This is a genomic window from Saccharopolyspora rosea (genome assembly GCF_025643595.1).
GTDB lineage: Bacteria > Actinomycetota > Actinomycetes > Mycobacteriales > Pseudonocardiaceae > Saccharopolyspora > Saccharopolyspora rosea.
The window spans coordinates 3,038,735-3,055,710 of the sequence record NZ_CP102826.1 but is presented as its reverse complement, the minus strand read 5'-3'; the positions used below and the strand labels follow the sequence as shown (position 1 = coordinate 3,055,710).

At 70.9% G+C, this 16,976-nt stretch carries 14 protein-coding genes; 4 read left to right on the top strand and 10 right to left on the bottom strand.

Annotated features, from left to right (window positions below; all coding sequences use genetic code 11):
* Window positions 1-25: 25 nt before the first annotated feature.
* The 9 genes from NV263_RS14170 to NV263_RS14130 all read right to left on the bottom strand — a co-directional run bounded on the left by NV263_RS14170 (window position 26) and on the right by NV263_RS14130 (window position 10,181).
* On the bottom strand, window positions 26-883 hold the full coding sequence (locus NV263_RS14170; RefSeq protein WP_263253665.1) for a hypothetical protein: 858 nt from the start codon (window positions 881-883) through the stop codon (window positions 26-28).
* Window positions 884-1,112: 229 nt separating this feature from the next.
* Window positions 1,113-2,549, bottom strand: coding sequence for an MFS transporter (locus tag NV263_RS14165; protein ID WP_263253664.1), 1,437 nt, complete (start codon window positions 2,547-2,549; stop codon window positions 1,113-1,115).
* Window positions 2,550-2,678: 129 nt separating this feature from the next.
* Window positions 2,679-3,029, bottom strand: a complete 351-nt coding sequence (locus NV263_RS14160; protein WP_263253663.1) for a bifunctional 3-phenylpropionate/cinnamic acid dioxygenase ferredoxin subunit — start codon at window positions 3,027-3,029, stop codon at window positions 2,679-2,681.
* Window positions 3,030-3,307: 278 nt separating this feature from the next.
* Window positions 3,308-3,934, bottom strand: coding sequence for an MBL fold metallo-hydrolase (locus NV263_RS14155; RefSeq protein ID WP_263253662.1), 627 nt, complete (start codon window positions 3,932-3,934; stop codon window positions 3,308-3,310).
* On the bottom strand, window positions 3,931-5,016 hold the full coding sequence (locus tag NV263_RS14150; protein ID WP_263253661.1) for an S-(hydroxymethyl)mycothiol dehydrogenase: 1,086 nt from the start codon (window positions 5,014-5,016) through the stop codon (window positions 3,931-3,933). The genes NV263_RS14155 and NV263_RS14150 overlap by 4 nt, the downstream gene beginning before the upstream one ends.
* A 76-nt stretch (window positions 5,017-5,092) precedes the next feature.
* Entirely contained in the window at window positions 5,093-5,737 is a 645-nt protein-coding gene (locus NV263_RS14145) for a sarcosine oxidase subunit gamma (RefSeq protein WP_263253659.1), read from the bottom strand.
* Window positions 5,730-8,573 carry a sarcosine oxidase subunit alpha family protein gene (locus NV263_RS14140; RefSeq protein ID WP_263253657.1) on the bottom strand — a complete coding sequence of 948 codons (2,844 nt, stop codon included), beginning with the start codon at window positions 8,571-8,573 and terminating at the stop codon, window positions 5,730-5,732. The genes NV263_RS14145 and NV263_RS14140 overlap by 8 nt, the downstream gene beginning before the upstream one ends.
* Window positions 8,570-8,848 carry a sarcosine oxidase subunit delta gene (locus NV263_RS14135; protein WP_263253655.1) on the bottom strand — a complete coding sequence of 93 codons (279 nt, stop codon included), beginning with the start codon at window positions 8,846-8,848 and terminating at the stop codon, window positions 8,570-8,572. Before NV263_RS14135 ends, NV263_RS14140 begins: the two co-directional genes overlap by 4 nt.
* A 100-nt stretch (window positions 8,849-8,948) precedes the next feature.
* Window positions 8,949-10,181, bottom strand: a complete 1,233-nt coding sequence (locus NV263_RS14130; protein WP_263253654.1) for a sarcosine oxidase subunit beta family protein — start codon at window positions 10,179-10,181, stop codon at window positions 8,949-8,951.
* Window positions 10,182-10,678: 497 nt separating this feature from the next.
* Between NV263_RS14130 and NV263_RS14125 the strand changes: the two genes are divergently transcribed.
* The 3 genes from NV263_RS14125 to NV263_RS14115 are packed head-to-tail and all read left to right on the top strand — an operon-like array spanning window position 10,679 to window position 14,695.
* Window positions 10,679-13,147 (top strand): GcvT family protein, encoded by a 2,469-nt coding sequence (locus tag NV263_RS14125; RefSeq protein ID WP_263253653.1) that lies wholly within the window; start codon window positions 10,679-10,681, stop codon window positions 13,145-13,147.
* A gap of 40 nt (window positions 13,148-13,187) precedes the next feature.
* Window positions 13,188-13,808 carry a cyclodeaminase/cyclohydrolase family protein gene (locus tag NV263_RS14120; RefSeq protein ID WP_263253652.1) on the top strand — a complete coding sequence of 207 codons (621 nt, stop codon included), beginning with the start codon at window positions 13,188-13,190 and terminating at the stop codon, window positions 13,806-13,808.
* The gene (locus NV263_RS14115) at window positions 13,805-14,695 is read left to right on the top strand and encodes a bifunctional 5,10-methylenetetrahydrofolate dehydrogenase/5,10-methenyltetrahydrofolate cyclohydrolase (protein WP_263253651.1); all 891 of its coding nucleotides are present in this window, start codon (window positions 13,805-13,807) and stop codon (window positions 14,693-14,695) included. Before NV263_RS14120 ends, NV263_RS14115 begins: the two co-directional genes overlap by 4 nt.
* Window positions 14,696-14,792: 97 nt before the next feature.
* On the opposite strand, the gene NV263_RS14110 is transcribed toward NV263_RS14115, so the two are convergent.
* Entirely contained in the window at window positions 14,793-15,467 is a 675-nt protein-coding gene (locus NV263_RS14110) for a GntR family transcriptional regulator (RefSeq protein WP_263253650.1), read from the bottom strand.
* A gap of 133 nt (window positions 15,468-15,600) precedes the next feature.
* On the opposite strand from NV263_RS14110, the gene NV263_RS14105 reads away from it, so the two are divergent.
* Window positions 15,601-16,974, top strand: coding sequence for an L-serine ammonia-lyase (locus tag NV263_RS14105; protein ID WP_263253649.1), 1,374 nt, complete (start codon window positions 15,601-15,603; stop codon window positions 16,972-16,974).
* Window positions 16,975-16,976: the final 2 nt, after the last annotated feature.

Below are 16,976 nucleotides of genomic sequence, written 5' to 3'. Positions count from 1 at the left end.
CTCCGGATCGGCCACCGCGAGCGGCTCAGGGACGCGCCTGGTCGGGTGCCGGTCTCGCGGCGATCGCGTGCTGGGTGTTCGGCGGCTCGGGTTGTTGACCGTGGTGGCTCGTGGTGTCCGCTGCGGTCGGCGTCGGCGATGTCCCGGACGCCACCGAAGCGGTGATGTGCTGGGTCGGCACCTCCTGCGGGTCGACGCGAGGGGTGGCGAGGTCGCCGCTGACGGTGCGCTGCAGTTGACGGTAGGCGTTGGCCAGTTCCTGCCGCCGGGCGTGGGCGTGCTGCACGACCGCGTCGTTCCCGGGGAGGGTGCCGGTCTCGGCCGCCCGCAGCAGCACGTCGATGTGGCCGTGCAGCCGCTGCTGCACCTGGGCGAACACGCTGATCCGGTGTTGCAACTCCAGCGTCGGTGAGGTGCGGGACAGTGCCTTGACCATCGTGTCCTGCCACCGCTGGCAGCTCTGGCGGTAGTACCGGTCGGCCGCCAGGCGGTAGTGCGGGGCCACCCGGGTGTCCAGCGCGGTGCGGACCAGCTCCTGGCTGGCCTCCACCAGCTCCCGGCCGTGCGAGGTCAGCGCGTAGGCCCACTCCCACTGCTCGGCCTGGTCGCTGGCGCGGTGTTCCTCCTGGGCCTGCTGGAGCTGTTCCGAGGCCAGTTTGACCTGCTCCCACGCCCGGTGCGCCTCGTTCTGGGCGCGCTCCGCGGCCGCGGCCGCCGCCTCCGCGTGGGCCCCTGCCGCGGTGGCCTTCTCGTCGGCCCGGTCGGCCTGCTGCGCGACATGGCGGGCCTGTCGGCCGACGCGCCGGAGCTGCCACCCCGCCAACACCACCGCGAGGACGGCGACGCCTGCAGCGATCCAGGTGAGCACTTCGGGAGTCAGCATCAGCGCGACAGAGTGGCACAACCGACGGCATGAACGGGTGCGGTGAGTGGGATCTCACCGCGAATCCGCCACGTGGCTACTCGGTGGAACCGCATGATGACCGGCTGCTCCGCCTCCCGGGCCACCAGCGCAGCCCCGCCCCGACCTTCCGTCCTATGAGGACTGCTACGCCGACCTGCCGGCCCCCGGACCCGGCGTTCGGAACCGCCGGGCGCTGCGGCGCACCCCGTCACGGCTCCCGGCGCGTCGGCGGTTCTTCCAGCGGCACGCCGTCTTCCGAGAGCTTCGGGGCGGGCAGGTCCGCGCTTGAGGTGAGCGGTGCCGCGCCGACCAGGGGCCGTCCGGCCGGTTCCGCGAGGAACGCGGTGCTCACGAGGCCGATCACGCCCGCTCCGACGAGGTAGTAGCCGGGCCAGTCGAGGTTGCCGGTGGTCGTCACCGCGACGCCGATGAGCGTGGGCGCGGTGCCCGCGAACGCGGACACGGCCACGTTGAAGATGATGGCCAGGCTGCCGTAGCGGAGGAAGGTGGGGAACAGCGCGGGCAGTGTCGAAGGGGCCACCGCCGCGAAGCAGAGCAGGGTGAAACCCATGATCAGCAGGCCGAGGACCTGGCCGGGCAGCCCGGCTCTCAGCAGCCACACCGAGGGCAGGCCGAGCACCACGAGCGCGACGCTGCCGGTGAGCAGGATCGGCTTCCTGCCGATCCTGTCGCTGAGCTTGCCGAGGAACACGATGACGCACAGCATCGCGAGCATGACGGCGACCTGGAGCGCGGTCGACACCGTGTCGCTGGTCCCGCTCTTGCCGTAGTGCGGCAGGGTGTCGGTCAGATAGGTCGGCACGTAGTTCGTCAGCACGTAGTTGGTGACGTTCCAGGCCACGATCAGCCCGGTCGCGATCAGCGCCGGTGCGCGGTAATGGGTCACCAGGATCTGGAACACGCGGCGCAGCGCCATGGTGGCCATCGCCGGCGAGCGCTCCATGAGCTGCCGGAACGCGGGGGTCTCCTCCAGTCGCATCCGCAGGTAGATCCCGATGGCGCCCACCGGCAGGCCGAGCAGGAAGGGCAGTCGCCAGCCCCAGGACAGCAGGGCGTCCGGCGGCAGCGCGGCGACCAGGATCGCGCAGATGCCCGCCCCGAGGGTGTACCCGACCAGGGTGCTGAACTCCAGCCAGCTGCCGAAGAAACCGCGCCGCCGGTCCGGGGCGTACTCGGCGACGAGGGTCAGCGCCCCGACGTACTCACCGCCCGCGGAGAAGCCCTGCAGCATCCGGATGAACAGCACGAGCACCGGGGCCGCGACACCGATCGCGCCGTAGCTGGGGACGAGTCCGAGCAGCACGGTCGCGATCGCCATCAGGAAGATCGTGCTCGCCAGGACTCGGGCGCGACCGATCCGGTCACCCAGCGGCCCGAAGACGAGCCCGCCGAGCGGTCGCACCACGAACGCGGCGGCGAACGTGCCCAGCGCGAGCACCGCCGCCCAGTTCCCGCCGTGGGGGAAGAAGACCCGCGTCAGGGCGATGGCGGCGAGGTACGAATAGATGCCGAAGTCGTACCACTCCGCGACGTTGCCCACGATGGCGGCCGTGGTCGCGCGACGAATGGTTTGCGCATCCTGGACGGCTGTCCGCACGATCGCCGCCCGCGGCCCCTCGGTCACCCCACTCACCCTGTCGCCCCATCCGGTCCGACGTACGACAACGACCTGCCACGACGTGGATCGATCATCCTCGGCCCGCCCGTCCCGGGCCGGATCCGGCCCGGGACGCGCCGAGGACGATCACCGTCCTCATGGGACGCTCTCGTGCTCCTGAACGAGGTCCCGCCGGGTCTCGTGCGCGGGCACGACGTGCACGTAGACGGTGCCGTCCTCGACGGTCACCGGGTGCGTGCGCACGGGCCGTTTGGCCGGCAGGCAGGTCGGTTCGCCGGTGCGGAGGTCGAAGAACGCCGCGTGCAACGGACATTCGACGTAGCAGCCCTCCAGGAAGCCGTCGGACAGCGAGGCGTCCTGGTGGGAGCAGGTGTCGTCGACCGCGTAGAACTCGCCGTCGGCGTTGAACACGGCGATGGGGACGTCGGCGACGAAGCGGACCGACTCACCAGGGGGAAGCTCGTCGGCGCGGCAGACGGCGATCATGGACCCCTCCTGTTGCGGATAAGAGAACGCAAACCGTGATGCGCAACAGACTCCCCGAGACGGCGGGCCGCGTCAAGAGATCGGCCGACCCTGATTCGAGGCTCTTCGCGCTGGTGGAGCACGGGACTGCCACGGCGCGGGAGCCGTCACCACCGGAGGCCGAGCGGTGAACGCAGCCTTCGCAGCGACGGCGGTTCCCCTCGGCCGGTCGACCGAGGGGAGCCGCCCGGGATCACGGGACGCCTCGCCAGCGCGTGCGCGGACGCGCGAGGTCCTCGTCAGCCACGCGCGATCCACTCGTCGAACTCCCGGCGGACCGCGCCGATCGTGGTCGACTCGCCATGTCCGGGCCGCACTTCGGTCTCCGCCGGGAGCGGCAGCAGCCGCTCCCGGATGGAGGCCACGATCACGTCGTAGTCCGAATGCGATCGGCCGGTCGCTCCCGGGCCACCGGCGAAGAGCGTGTCGCCGGTGAAGACCGTGGCGAGGTCCGGGGAGTGCAGGCAGACCGCTCCGGGCGCGTGCCCCGGCGTGTGCAGCACGCGCAACTCGGTCCCGGCGATGTGGAACACCTGGCCGTCGGCGAGCTCGCCGTCGGGTTCGCGGTCCGGGTGCGTGAGGTCCCACAGCACCCGGTCCTGCGGGTGCAGCAGCACCGGCGCGCCGACCTGCTCGGCCAGTGCCGGAGCCGCGCGCACGTGGTCGTCGTGGGCGTGCGTGCACAGCACCGCCCGCACCTCGCGCCCGCCCACGAGTTCGCGGATCGCGGCGACGTCGTGCGGCGCGTCGATGACCGCGCATTCGTGATCGTCGCCCACCACCCACACGTTGTTGTCGACGTCGAACGTCGCACCGTCCAGCGAGAAGGTGCCGGAGGTGACGGTGTGGTCGATGCGCGCGCTCATCCGAACGTCACCACCGAGCGCAGCACCTCGCCGCGGTGCATCTTCTCGAAGGCGTGCTCGACCTGGTCCAGCGCGATCTCCTCGGTCACGAACTTCTCCAGCGGCAGGCGCCCCTGCTGGTACATCTCGACCAGCATCGGGAAGTCCCTGCTGGGCAGGCAGTCGCCGTACCAACTCGACTTGAGGGCCCCGCCGCGGGCGAAGACGTCGATCAGCGGAAGTTCCAGGCGCATCTCCGGGGAGGGCACGCCGACGAGCACCACGGTGCCCGCCAGATCCCGGGCGTAGAACGCCTGGGTGTAGGTCTGCGGGACTCCCACCGCGTCCACCACCAGATCGGCGCCGTGGCCGTCGGTGAGCGCGCGGATGGCCTCCACCGCGTCGCTCTCGGCGGCGTTGACCGTGTGCGTGGCACCGAACTCGCGCGCCCACTCCAGCTTCACCGGGTCGGTGTCGACGGCGATGATCCGCCGCGCTCCGGCCAGGTTCGCGCCGGCCACCGAGCCGCTGCCGACACCGCCGCAGCCGATCACCGCCACCGAGTCACCGGGTCCGGCGTGCCCGGTGTTGACCGCCGCGCCGATCCCGGCCATCATGCCGCACCCCAACAGGCCGACCACCGCGGGCCGGGCGGCCGGGTCCACCTTGGTGCACTGTCCTGAGTGGACGAGCGTCTGCTCGGCGAAGGCACCGATCCCGAGCGCCGGTGACAGCGGGGTGCCGTCGGCGAGCGTCATGGGCTGGGCGGCGTTGTGGGTGTCGAAGCAGTACTGCGGCCTGCCGCGCTTGCACGCCCGGCACGTACCGCACACCGCGCGCCAGTTCAGCACGACGAAGTCGCCCGGTTCGAGGTCGTGCACCCCCTCCCCGACGGAATCGACCACGCCCGCGGCCTCATGGCCGAGGAGGAACGGGTACTCATCGCTGATCCCGCCCTCCCGGTAGTGCAGGTCGGTGTGGCACACCCCGCACGCCTGCACCCGCACTCTCGCTTCGCCCGGCCCTGGGTCGGGGACATCGATCGTCGTCACCTCGACCGGTTTTCCCTTGCCGGTCGAGACGACTGCACGCACTTGGGTCACGCGTACTCCTGTTCAACGGGGATCGACAGCGGTTCGAGTCGACGTCCTGGACGCGCGGCTGTGCGCCGCGGAGGACTCAGCGGGCGGGTTCGGGTTGGCGGGGTTCGACGTCGTCGATCGCCGTGCGGGTGTGCCGGGTCCGGTACTCGTCGGCGGCATCCGCCAGCCAGTCCGCGAGGTACTCGGCGAACGAGGCGCGCACGAACACCCAGAACCTCGGGGTTTCCGCGTCGCGGCACACCAGGATCACCCCGGCGCGGGCGAGCATCGTCTGCGCGCAGCGGCCCGCCTCGAAACTGCGGGGGTGCAGGTCGAGCGCGCACCCCTTGTTCAGCAACTCCCTGGCCAGGGGGCCCGCCACGTCCAGGATGGTGCGGTGGGCCGAGACGTCCACCACGGCCGCGTGCTCGTCGGCCAACGCCTCGGTCAGCGTCTCCTGGATTTCCTCGGCGCTTCCGCGCGGGCCCACCAGCAGCCACTCGTCCGGGCCCAGCCACAGGACCGAGACGTTCCCGGCCTCCGCGACCTCGCCGGGTTGGGTCGGCAACATGGCCCCGAGCGCGGTCCCCACCCGTTCTGCCGCAGCGCTTTTGGGGTCGACCCGGAGCGCGACCTGGGCCAGGAACGGCACTTCGGCGAGGTGCACGGCGCCCGGTGCACCGGCGTGCGCCAGAAGCTCCGCGCGGGAGGCCAACGGGGATTCGCCGTAGCTGTCAGCCATCTCGGCGTGCTCCTTCCTTGTCGTAGAAGACCGGCTCGGTGATCGTGACCGCGGCGAGCCCGTCGCCCGCGGTGGAGTAGATCGTGTCGCCGATGCGGTCCCGCCCGCCCTTGACCAGGGCCAGGGCGAATCCGCGGCCCAGCGCTGCGCTGCGGTAGCTGGAGGTGACGTGGCCGAGCATCGGCACGGGCGGTTCCGGCAGCTCCGAGTGCTCCACGAGCTGGGCCCCCTCGGCGAGCACCAGGTCCTCGTCGGCGGGGAGCAGCCCGACCAGCTGCTTGCGGTCGGTGCGCGCGGTGTCGGCCCGGCTGAAGGAGCGCTTGCCGAGGAAGTCGGCCTTCTTCTTCGACACCGCCCAGCTCATGCCGAGATCGTGCGGCGTGACCGTTCCGTCGGTGTCCTGCCCGACGATGGGGAATCCCTTCTCGGCGCGCAGGACGTGCATCGTCTCGGTCCCGTAGGGGGTGATGGCCAGCGACGCGCCGGCGTCGATGAGCGCGTCCCAGACCTCACGCCCGTGCCACCGGGGCACGTTGATCTCGAAGGCGAGCTCTCCGGAGAAGCTGATCCGGCACACCCGCGCCCGACGCCCCGCGACGGTCCCGTCCCGCCAGGACATGAACGGGAACGCCTCGTTGTCGAGGTCGATGTCTGCGGTGGCGCGGGCCAGCACCTCGCGGGACCGCGGTCCGGCGAGGGCGATCGTGGCCCACTGCTCGGTGACCGAGGTGAGGTACACCCGCAGGTGCGGCCACTCGGTCTGGAGCCAATCCTCCAACCACTCCAGCACACCCGCGGCGTTGCCGGACGTGGTGCTGATCAGGTAGCGGTTCTGGCCGGTGCGCATCACCGTGCCGTCGTCGAACACCATGCCGTCCGCGGTGCACATCAGGCCGTAGCGGATCCGCCCGACCTTGAGCGTGCTCATCATGTTGGTGTAGACGAGGTCGAGGAACTCGCCCGCGTCCGGCCCCTGCACGTCGATCTTGCCCAATGTGGACACGTCCTGGATGCCGACTCCCTCGCGAACGGCGTGGCACTCGCGCAGCACGGCGGCCTCCATGTCCTCGCCGTACTGCGGGTAGTACCAGGGCCGCTTCCACTGGCCGACGTTCTCGAACGGGGCGCGCTGCTCGACGTGCCAGTCGTGCATGGCCGTGACCCGCACGGGATCGTAGAGGTCGCCGCGGTCCCGACCCGCGAGCGCGGCGAAGGTCACCGGGGTGTACGGGGCGCGGAACGTCGTGGTGCCGACGTCGGCGATGTCCCGCCCCAGCGCCTCGGTGATGATGCCCGTCGACAGGATGCCCGACGTCTTCCCCTGGTCGTGGGCGGTGCCGATCGTCGTGTAGCGCTTGACGTGCTCGACCGAGTCCATTCCCGCCCCGAGCGCCTTGCGGACGTCGGCGACCGTGGCGTCGCGCGCCAGATCCACGTACTGGTTGTTCCCCGCCGAGTCCGACGGGCTGGGCACCAGCCACACGTTGCGCCCCGCCAGGACCGGCGCCTTGCGCGCGCGGGGAAGGGAACCGGTGGTCGCGTCGAAACCGGCGGCGAGCGCGGCGTCGCCACCGGCTTCGGCACCGGTGCGCAGGCAGTCCGCGGTGTCGAAGAATCCGCCCGCGGCGCCGGCCGATCGCACGGACCGCGCGTGCTGGTCGGGCACGAAGGCGCCGATGTCCTCGGCGAACCGCAGCGTTCCGCGCGCTTGGCTGTGCAGGTGCACCGCCGGGTTCCACCCGCCGGACACCAGGAGGAGGTCGCAGCTGAGCACGTGTTGCACATCGGTCACGCGGTCGCCGTCGGACTCCCAGCGGGCCATGTGCACGCGCGAGATCCGGTCGGTGCCGGAGGTGCTGACGACCGCGGACCCGGCGTGCACGACGATGCCGCGTTGGAGGCACCGCGACGCCCAGTAGGTCGACACGACCTCGCGCACGTCGATGATGGCCGAGATCGCCACCCCGGCGTCGTGCAGGTCGATCGCCGCCGCGTACGCGCTGTCGTTGGTGGTGAACACGACCGCGCGGGTCCCCGGCACGACCCCGTACCGGTGCAGGTAGGTCCGGGCTGATCCGGCCAGCATGGTGCCCGGCCGGTCGTTGCCGGCGAACACCAACGGGCGTTCGTGCGAGCCGGTCGCCAGGACCACCTCGCGGGCGCGGATGCGCCAGATGCGTTGCCTGCTGGCTTCGTCGTCTCCCCGGTTCTCCACCGCGACGAGGTAGTTGTCGTCGTAGTGGCCGAACACGGTGGTGCGCGGCAGTTGTCGCACCTCCGGGAAGGCGGCCAGCTCGGCGACGGCCCGCTGCACCCAGTCGGTGGCCGGTGCGTCGTCGAGCTGTTCGCCGGTGCCCAGCAGGCTGCCGCCGAATTCGGCGTCGGCATCGGCGATGATCACCCGCGCTCCACTGCGCGCCGCGCTCAGCGCGGCCGCGAGCCCGGCGGGGCCCGCGCCGACGACGAGCACGTCGCAGTGCGCGTGCATCGTGTCGTAGCGGGCGGGATCGTCCTCAGTGGCCAGACGTCCCTGGCCGGGCAGTCCGGTGGCTTCGAGGCCGTCGGTCAGCGGGACCGTCGTGGCCGTCAACATCGGTTCCGGGAACGGCTTTTCGATCTGCACCAGCGCGTTGGGCTCCTCGACCCCGGCGGCCATGATGCCGCGCGGGCGACCGTGCTTGATGCTGGTGGCGACCTGGTGGACCCCGTTGGCCAGCAACGCGGAAGCCAGCGTGTCGCCCGCGTATCCGGTGTAGTCGCGGCCGTCGAAGCGGAAGCGCAGCGGGCGGCCGCGGTCGATCCGGCCTCCTGCGGCGAGCCTGAACTCGTTGGTCACCTCGTCACCGTCCTCGGCGTGGTCGAGCTGTCGTCGGAGTGGATCGCGTGGGTGACGGTGTCGCGGTGCACGGTGAACCAGCGCCGGCAGCCCGCCGCGTGCACCCAGCGTTCGGCGAAGTCCCCCTTGGGGTTGTTCCGGTAGAACAGGAACCGCGCCCAGTCCTCATCGGACACCGCCTGCGGGTCGTCCGGGTAGCGGACATCGGCCTGGCCGCCGTAGTGGAACTCGTTCTCGTCGCGCGGCCCGCACCACGGGCAGGGAATGAGCATCATCGCAAGCCTCCTAGCGCGTGTTTTACAAGCGGCGTCAGCCGCTTTCTCTTTCGGAGTTCCGCCACCGGCACCGCCACGCACAGCACTCCCGAAACACTCCCTAGTGGGCGACACCGGCGGCGCCGTGCTCGTCGACGAGGGCACCGGTGGTGAAACGTTCGAGGGAGAACGGGGCGTTGAGCGGGTGCGGCCGGTCGTGGGCGATGGTGTGCGCGAAGCACCACCCGACGCCCGGCGTGGCCTTGAACCCGCCGGTGCCCCACCCGCAGTTGACGTACAGCCCGTCGAACGGCGTGAGACCCATGATCGCCGAGGCGTCCGGGGTGACGTCGACGATGCCGCCCCAGGTCCGCAGCACGTGCGCGCGGGAGAAGACCGGGAACAGCTCCACCGCCGCGGCCATCTGCCGTTCGATCGTGTGGAACGCACCGCGCTGGGAATAGGAGTTGTAGGCGTCGATCCCCGCGCCGAGCACCAGTTCTCCCTTGTGCGCCTGGGAAACGTAGACGTGCACCGCGTTGGACATCACCACCGTCGGGTGCACCGGTTCCAGCAGCTCGGACACCAGCGCCTGCAACGGATGGCTCTGGATCGGCAACCGCAGCCCGAGGGTGTCGGCCAGCACCGAGGTGTGCCCGGCGGCGGCCAGCGCGACCTTGCCCGCGCGGATGGTGCCGCACGTGGTCTCCACGCCGACGATCTTGTCGCCGACCCGCTCGAACCCGGTCACCTGGCAGTTCTGCACCAGGTCGACGCCCATCCGGTCCAGGGCCCGGGCGAAGCCCCACGCGACGTGATCGTGCTTGGCGATCCCCGCCCTGGGCTGCCAGGTCGCCCCCAGCACCGGATACCGCACCTCGGACGAGGTGTTCAGGATCGGGCAGACTTCCTTCACCTGCTGCGGATCGAGGAACTCCGCGTCGATCCCGTTGAGCCGGTTCGCGTTGACCCGGCGGACGCTGTCCCGCACCTCCTGCAAGGAATGCGCCAGGTTCAGCACGCCGCGCTGGGAGAACAGCAGCGGGTAGTCCAGCTCGTCTTCGAGCCCTTCCCAGAGCTTCAGCGCGTGCTCGTAGAGCCCGGCGCTCTCGTCCCACAGGTAGTTCGAGCGGATGATCGTGGTATTGCGGGCCATGTTCCCGCCGGCCAGCCACCCCTTCTCCAACACGGCCACGTTCGTGATGCCGTGGTTCTTCGCCAGGTAGTAGGCGGTGGCCAGGCCGTGTCCCCCACCGCCCACGATCACCACGTCGTAGCTGGACTTGGGTTCCGGTGAGCGCCACAACCAGTCCGGGTGTTCGGGCAGGTCGGCGCCGGGAGTGCGCGGCGTCATCAGAACCCTCCGTTCGGGTCGGGGTGAGGGGGTGGGCTGCGAGTGCTCCCACGGCCGGGGGCCGAGAGCGGCGGTCAAGCGGACGAATCCTGGAGAACGAAAGACATTACTCTGACATATCAGTTGTCGCGTACCTTAGGGAGCACATGCCGCGGGGTCAAGAGCGCGGACCGCGACACCGGGCCGCCGCGGACCCCGACGCGCCAGGCGACCACACCTCCTCCGGTCGCCCCGACGACGCCGCCACCTGCGGCGAACGCTCGCGACCACACGGGTTTCCGCCGACGTGTTGACCCCGGCCTCCGGCGCTGCTTACGCTGCCGTCCAGTTGATATATCAGGCTGACGGCACCGATATACCAGGGTCCGCCGAGCCCGCCCCACGACGAGACCCGCGACCCGAACCCCGCACCTGGTGGCCCGCTCCCCGGATCCGCGTCAACCCGTCCTCGTCCTCGCGGCGCGCAGTCGCCGAGGACAGCCAGTTAGGAGACCAGCATGAGCACGACACCTCGCGTCGTCATCATCGGAGCCGGGATCGTCGGTGCGAACCTGGCCGACGAGCTGACCGAACGCGGGTGGAACCGCATCACCGTCGTCGACCAAGGGCCGTTGCCGCTCACCGGGGGTTCCACCTCGCACGCACCGGGGCTGGTCTACCAGACCAGCCCGTCGAAAACGATGAGCGGGTTCGCCACGTACACCGTGGACAAGCTCAACAGCCTCGACGTCGATGGCGCGTGGTGCTTCAACCAGGTCGGTGGTCTCGAAATCGCCACCACCCCGGAACGTCTCGCCGACCTGCACCGCAGGCAGGGTTGGGCCACCTCGTGGGGCATCCCGGGCGAGGTCGTCGGCCCGGAGGAGTGCGTCCGGCTGCACCCGCTGCTCGACCCCGAGAAGGTCCTCGGCGGCTTCCACACCCCCACCGACGGGCTGGCCAAGGCCGCCCGCGCGGTGGAGGCGTTGACCAGGCGCGCCCGGTCCCGGGGTGCCCGGTTCCAGGGTTCGACCCGGGTCCTCGGGATCGACCAGCACGGCGGCCGCGTCACCGGAGTCCGCACCGACGCGGGGGTGATCCCCGCCGACATCGTCGTGTCCTGCGCCGGGTTCTGGGGCCCGGCCGTGGGCGACATGGTGGGCATGCGGGTGCCGCTGCTGCCGATGGCGCACCAGTACGCGCGGACCGGGCAGGTCAGCGAGCTGGTCGGCCGCAACGACGAGCAGATCGAGGCACGGCTGCCGATCCTGCGCCACCAGGACCGGGACCTCTACTACCGCGAGCACAACGACCGCCTCGGCATCGGCACCTACGCCCACCGGCCGATGCCGGTCCGGCTCAGCGAGCTGCCCGAGATCGACGGTGCCCCCACCGAAGCGGCGATGCCGTCGATGATGCCGTTCACCGAGGAGGACTTCGCCCCGTCCTGGGAGCACAGCAAGGAGCTGCTGCCCGCGCTGCGGTCGGCGAAGGTCGAGACGGGCTTCAACGGGATCATGTCGTTCACCCCCGATGGCGGTCCGCTGATCGGCGAATCCCCGGACGTCGCCGGTTTCTGGATCGCCGAGGCCGTGTGGGTCACCCACTCCTCGGGCGTCGCCCGGGCGCTGGCCCAGCTGCTCGTGGACGGCCGCAGCGAGCTCGAACTGCACGGATGCGACGTGCACCGGTTCGACGAGATCGAAACCACCGAGGACTACGTCGACGAAACCGCGCAGCGCAACTTCGTGGAGGTCTACGACGTCCTGCACCCGTTGCAGCCCAAGCTCTCGCCCCGGGACCTGCGCGTCAGCCCGTTCCACGCGCGGCAGAAGGAACTCGGCGCGTTCTTCCTCGAATCCCACGGCTGGGAGCGGCCGCACTGGTACGAGGCCAACGCCCCCCTCGTCGAGGACCTGCCCGTGGAATGGCAGCCGCGGCCTCGCGACGCCTGGTCCGCGATGTTCCACTCCCCCATCGCCGCGGTCGAAGCGTGGAAGACCCGCACCGCCGTCGCCCTGTACGACATGACCCCGCTCAAGCGGCTCGAAATCAGCGGTCCCGGAGCCCTCGCGCTCCTCGACCGGCTGACGACCGGGAAGATGGACAAGTCGATCGGCTCCGTCACCTACACCCTCGTCCTCGACGAGTCCGGGGGAATCCGCAGCGACGTCACGGTGGCGCGGCTCGGCGAGCAGCGCTTCCAGGTCGGTGCCAACGGCAACCTCGACCTCGACCACTTCCGCCGCCAAGCGCCGGCCGACCACAGCGTGCAGATCCGCGACATCACCGGCGGTACCTGCTGCATCGGCGTGTGGGGTCCGCTCGCCCGCGACCTGGTGCAGCCGTTGAGCCACGACGACTTCTCCCACGAGGGCCTGAAGTACTTCCGCTGCAAGTCCGCGCGCATCGCGGGCATCCCGGTCACCGCCATGCGGGTCTCCTACGTCGGCGAACTCGGCTGGGAGATCTACACCAGCGCCGAGTACGGCCAACGGCTCTGGGACGCGCTCTTCGCGGCCGGTCGTGACCTGGGGGTCGTCGCCGCCGGCCGCGCCGCGTTCAACAGCCTGCGGCTGGAGAAGGGCTACCGCGCGTGGGGCGCGGACATGACCACCGAGCACAACCCGTACGAAGCCGGGGTCGGGTTCGCGGTGCGCAAGCAGAAGGGCGAGTTCGTCGGCCGCGACGCGCTCGCCGAGATCGACGCGGACACCGTGTCGCGACGCCTGTCGTGCCTGACGATCGACGACGGCCGCAGCGTCGTGCTCGGCTCGGAACCGGTCTTCCTCGACGGGGCCCCGGCCGGCTACGTCACCTCCGCCGCCTTCGCCCACACGATCGGCACCCCGATCGCCTACGCCTGGCTGCCGTCCTCGGCGACGGTGGGAACCCAGGTCGAGATCCAGTACTTCGACCGCAGGATCCGCGCCACCGTCGCCGCCGAGCCGCTGGTGGACCCGGAGATGAGGCGCATCCGCCGTTGATCGACGCAGTCCGACGGCATTCCGACCACGAAGGACCCGCATGCGTTCAGACACCATCGACACCTTCCTGCACAACCTCGCCGCCCGGATCCCGGCTCCGGGTGGCGGCGCGAGCGCAGCGCTGCACGCGGCCCAGGCAGCGGCGCTGGTCGCGATGGTCGCCCGCTACAGCGACGGCCCGAAATACGCCGAGCACGCCGCGATCATCGAGCGGGTGCGCGACACCGCGGACGAGCTGCGCACGCGCTCGCTGGAACTGGCCGAGCAGGACGTCGCGGTGTTCACCGCGGTGGGCAGGGCCTACGGGCTGCCCAAGTCGACGCCCGAGGAGAAGGCCGCCCGGTCCCGGGCGATCGCCACGGCGCTGGTGGAGGCCGGCCGAGTTCCGGCCCGCGTCCTCGCGGTGGCCCGCGACGTCCTGCGCCTGGCAGAGGAACTGCGTCCGCTGGGCAACCCCAACGTGATCAGCGACATCGCCGCTGCCGCGGACGCCGCCCGCGCGGCGGTCGCCACCGCGCGGACCAACGTCGAGATCAACCTCGTCGGCCTCACCGAGCCCGCACAGCGGGCCGAGCTGACCGACGCGACAGCCGGGACCGACGACCTCCTCCGCCACGCCGACGAAGTCACCGCCGCCGTCCGGGAGCAGATCCTCAGATGACCACCACCGAACCGCCGCCGCCTGCCGGATCCGCCCCCGAGACCACGCTGCGCCTCGGCGGTGTGGAACTCGCCCGCGGCATCCGCGCCCAGGTCTCCTCCGCAGCCGCCGAGCTCTCCCTGGCCGGTGTCACGCCGCGCCTGGCCGTCGTGGTCGCCACCGACGACGAATCCAGCGCCTGGTACGTCCGCTCGATCGCCAAGACAGCGGCGAAATCCGGGGTGTCGTGCGACATCGTGGACGTCGGTGCGGACGCGACCGCCCAGGACGTCCGCACCGCGCTGGAGGAGCTCAGCAACGACACGTCGGTGCACGGGATCATCCTGCAGACCCCGTTGCCCGCGGGGGCCGACTTCGAGGACCTGGCTGCCTCGATCGACCCGGCCAAGGACGTCGACGGCGCCAATCCCCTGTCCCTGGGCCGCCTCGGCGCCGGGCTGCCGGCCTTCGCACCGGCCACCGCCGCAGCGGTGCTGGCCCTGCTCGACCACTACGAGGTGCCGCTGGCCGGCCGCACCTGCGTGGTGGTCGGGCGTTCCAACGTCGTCGGCAAGCCCGCGGCGCAACTGCTGCTGCGGCGGGACGCCACCGTGACGATCTGCCACCGCTACACCGAGGACCTCGCCCGGTACACCCGCACCGCCGACGTCCTCGTGGTCGCGGTCGGACGCCCGGGGCTGATCACCGCGCAGCACATCACCGAAGGCGCGATCGTCATCGACGTCGGCACGACCCCCACCGCGGAAGGCGGCCTGGCGGGCGACGTGGACGAGACCGGCGTCAGCGGTCTGGCCCGCGGACTGACCCCGGTACCGGGCGGAGTCGGTCCGGTCACCACCGCACTGCTGCTCCACCACACGATCCGCAGCGCGCAGCGACATGCCTGAGCCCCGGCGCCTGCCGCGTGCTGGCAGCACCCAGCGGACATGCGCGACGCCCGCACGACCGCGCCACCGGGCCGGTCCCGGGCGTCGCCGGTCCGGCTCAGGTGACCGACCTGATCGCCTTCTCGAAGCCGATGACGTGCTCGCGGGCGAGCCTGGCGACCTTGTCCGCTTCACCGTCGGCGATCCCGCGCAGCAGCGCGACGTGTTCTCCCACGTGCCGGTCGAAGTGCTGCATCCGGTCGAGGAACAGGCAGAAGATGCGGGTGGCGAGGTTGTTGTAGCGGATCAGCGTGTCTTCGAGGTGCGGATTGCCCGCGGCGCGGTAGATCCCGCGGTGCACCCGCAGGTCCCACCGCATCAGGTCGGACCGGCCCAGCTCCGCCACGTCGAGAGCTTCGATTTGGTCGGCGAGTTCGGCGAGCTGGGCCTTCATCTCGCGTCCGGCCGTCTGCGCCGCGCGCCGCGCCGCCAGGGGCTCAAGCTGCACCCGGATCTCGGAGATGTAGGCCAGGTCGGTGATGTCCACTGCGGTCGCGAAGGTGCCGCGACGCGGGTAGGAGACCACCAGCCGGTCGCCCTGCAAGCGCTTGAGCGCCTCCCGGACCGGGGTGCGACCGATCCCCAGCGACTCGCTCAGCGCCCCGTCGTCGATCGGTGCCATCGGCGGGATGTCGAGCATGATCAACAGGTCCTGGATCGCCGCGTAGGCGCGGTCGGCCAGCGATGTCGGCGCCGGTTCGAGCTCCTGGGGGTTAGCGGTCACGGGTTCCATCCTAGGGCCTGACGGCGGAGTCCCAGCACACGGCCACAGCAAAGCTATCCAACTCACATACTACTGATATATTAGTTGCGCATCTGGAGTCCCCGTTCCGGCGGCCCAGCCAACACCCACCCCGGGGGTGCGTATGACCATCTCAGTGTTCGACCTGTTCAAGGTCGGTATCGGGCCATCGAGTTCGCACACGGTCGGCCCGATGCGGGCTGCCCACCTCTTCGCGACGAGGCTGGCGGAGTCGGGCGCCCTGCGCCGGACCGCCACCGTGCGCTGCGAGCTGTTCGGCTCCCTCGGCGCGACGGGGCACGGCCACGGCAGCGTCAAGGCCGTCGTCCTCGGGCTGACGGGCGAACAGCCCCACCTCGTGGATCCGGTCGCGGCCGAACCGACGGTGCGCGCGGTGCGCGACGAGGGGTGGATCCTGCTCGGCGGCGATCACAAGGTCCCGTTCCGCATCGACGAGGACATCGTCCTGCACCGCAACGCACGTCTGGACTTCCACAGCAACGGCATGGTGTTCGAAGCCCTCGACGCCGCGGGAACCCCGCTCGAACGCCGCGAGTACTACTCGGTCGGTGGCGGCTTCGTCCTCGACGAGGACGAGACGGGCCGGCCCGTGCTCGTCGAAGACGACACCCCCGTGCCCTACCCGTTCAGCACCGGGGCGCAACTCCTCGCGCACGCCCGCGAAACCGGCTCCCGGATCAGCGACCTCATGCTCGCCAACGAACTCGCGTGGCGCAGCGAGTCGGACATCCGCGCGGGCCTGCTGCACATCTGGTCGGTGATGCGGGAATGCGTCGAACGCGGGGCCCGCAGCACCGGCGTGCTGCCCGGGGGGCTCAAAGTGCGCCGCCGGGCCAACGAGTTGCACCGGCGTCTTCAAGCCGACGCCGACGAGCCCGACTCGCTGCACGCCATGGAGTGGGTCACGCTCTTCGCGCTCGCCGTCAACGAGGAGAACGCCGCGGGCGGCCGGGTGGTGACCGCCCCGACCAACGGCGCCGCCGGGATCGTGCCCGCCGTGCTGCACTACGGCCAGAAGTTCCTGCCGACGTTCTCCGACGACGACGCCGTGCGCTTCCTGCTCACCGCGGGCGCGATCGGGTTGCTGTTCAAGGAGAACGCGTCGATCTCCGGCGCCGAGGTCGGCTGCCAGGGCGAGGTCGGCTCGGCGTGTTCCATGGCGGCGGGAGGACTGGCCGAGATCATCGGCGGAACCCCGGAACAGGTGGAGAACGCCGCCGAGATCGGCATCGAGCACAACCTCGGCCTCACCTGCGACCCGGTGGGCGGGCTCGTGCAGATCCCCTGCATCGAGCGCAACGCCGTCGCCTCGGTCAAGGCGATCACCGCGGCCCGGATGGCGGTGCGCGGTGACGGTCGGCACCACGTCTCGCTGGACAAGGCCATCAAGACGATGCGCGAGACCGGAGCCGACATGAAGGACAAGTACAAGGAGACCGCCCGCGGAGGGCTGGCTCTCAACATCGTGGAATGCTGAGG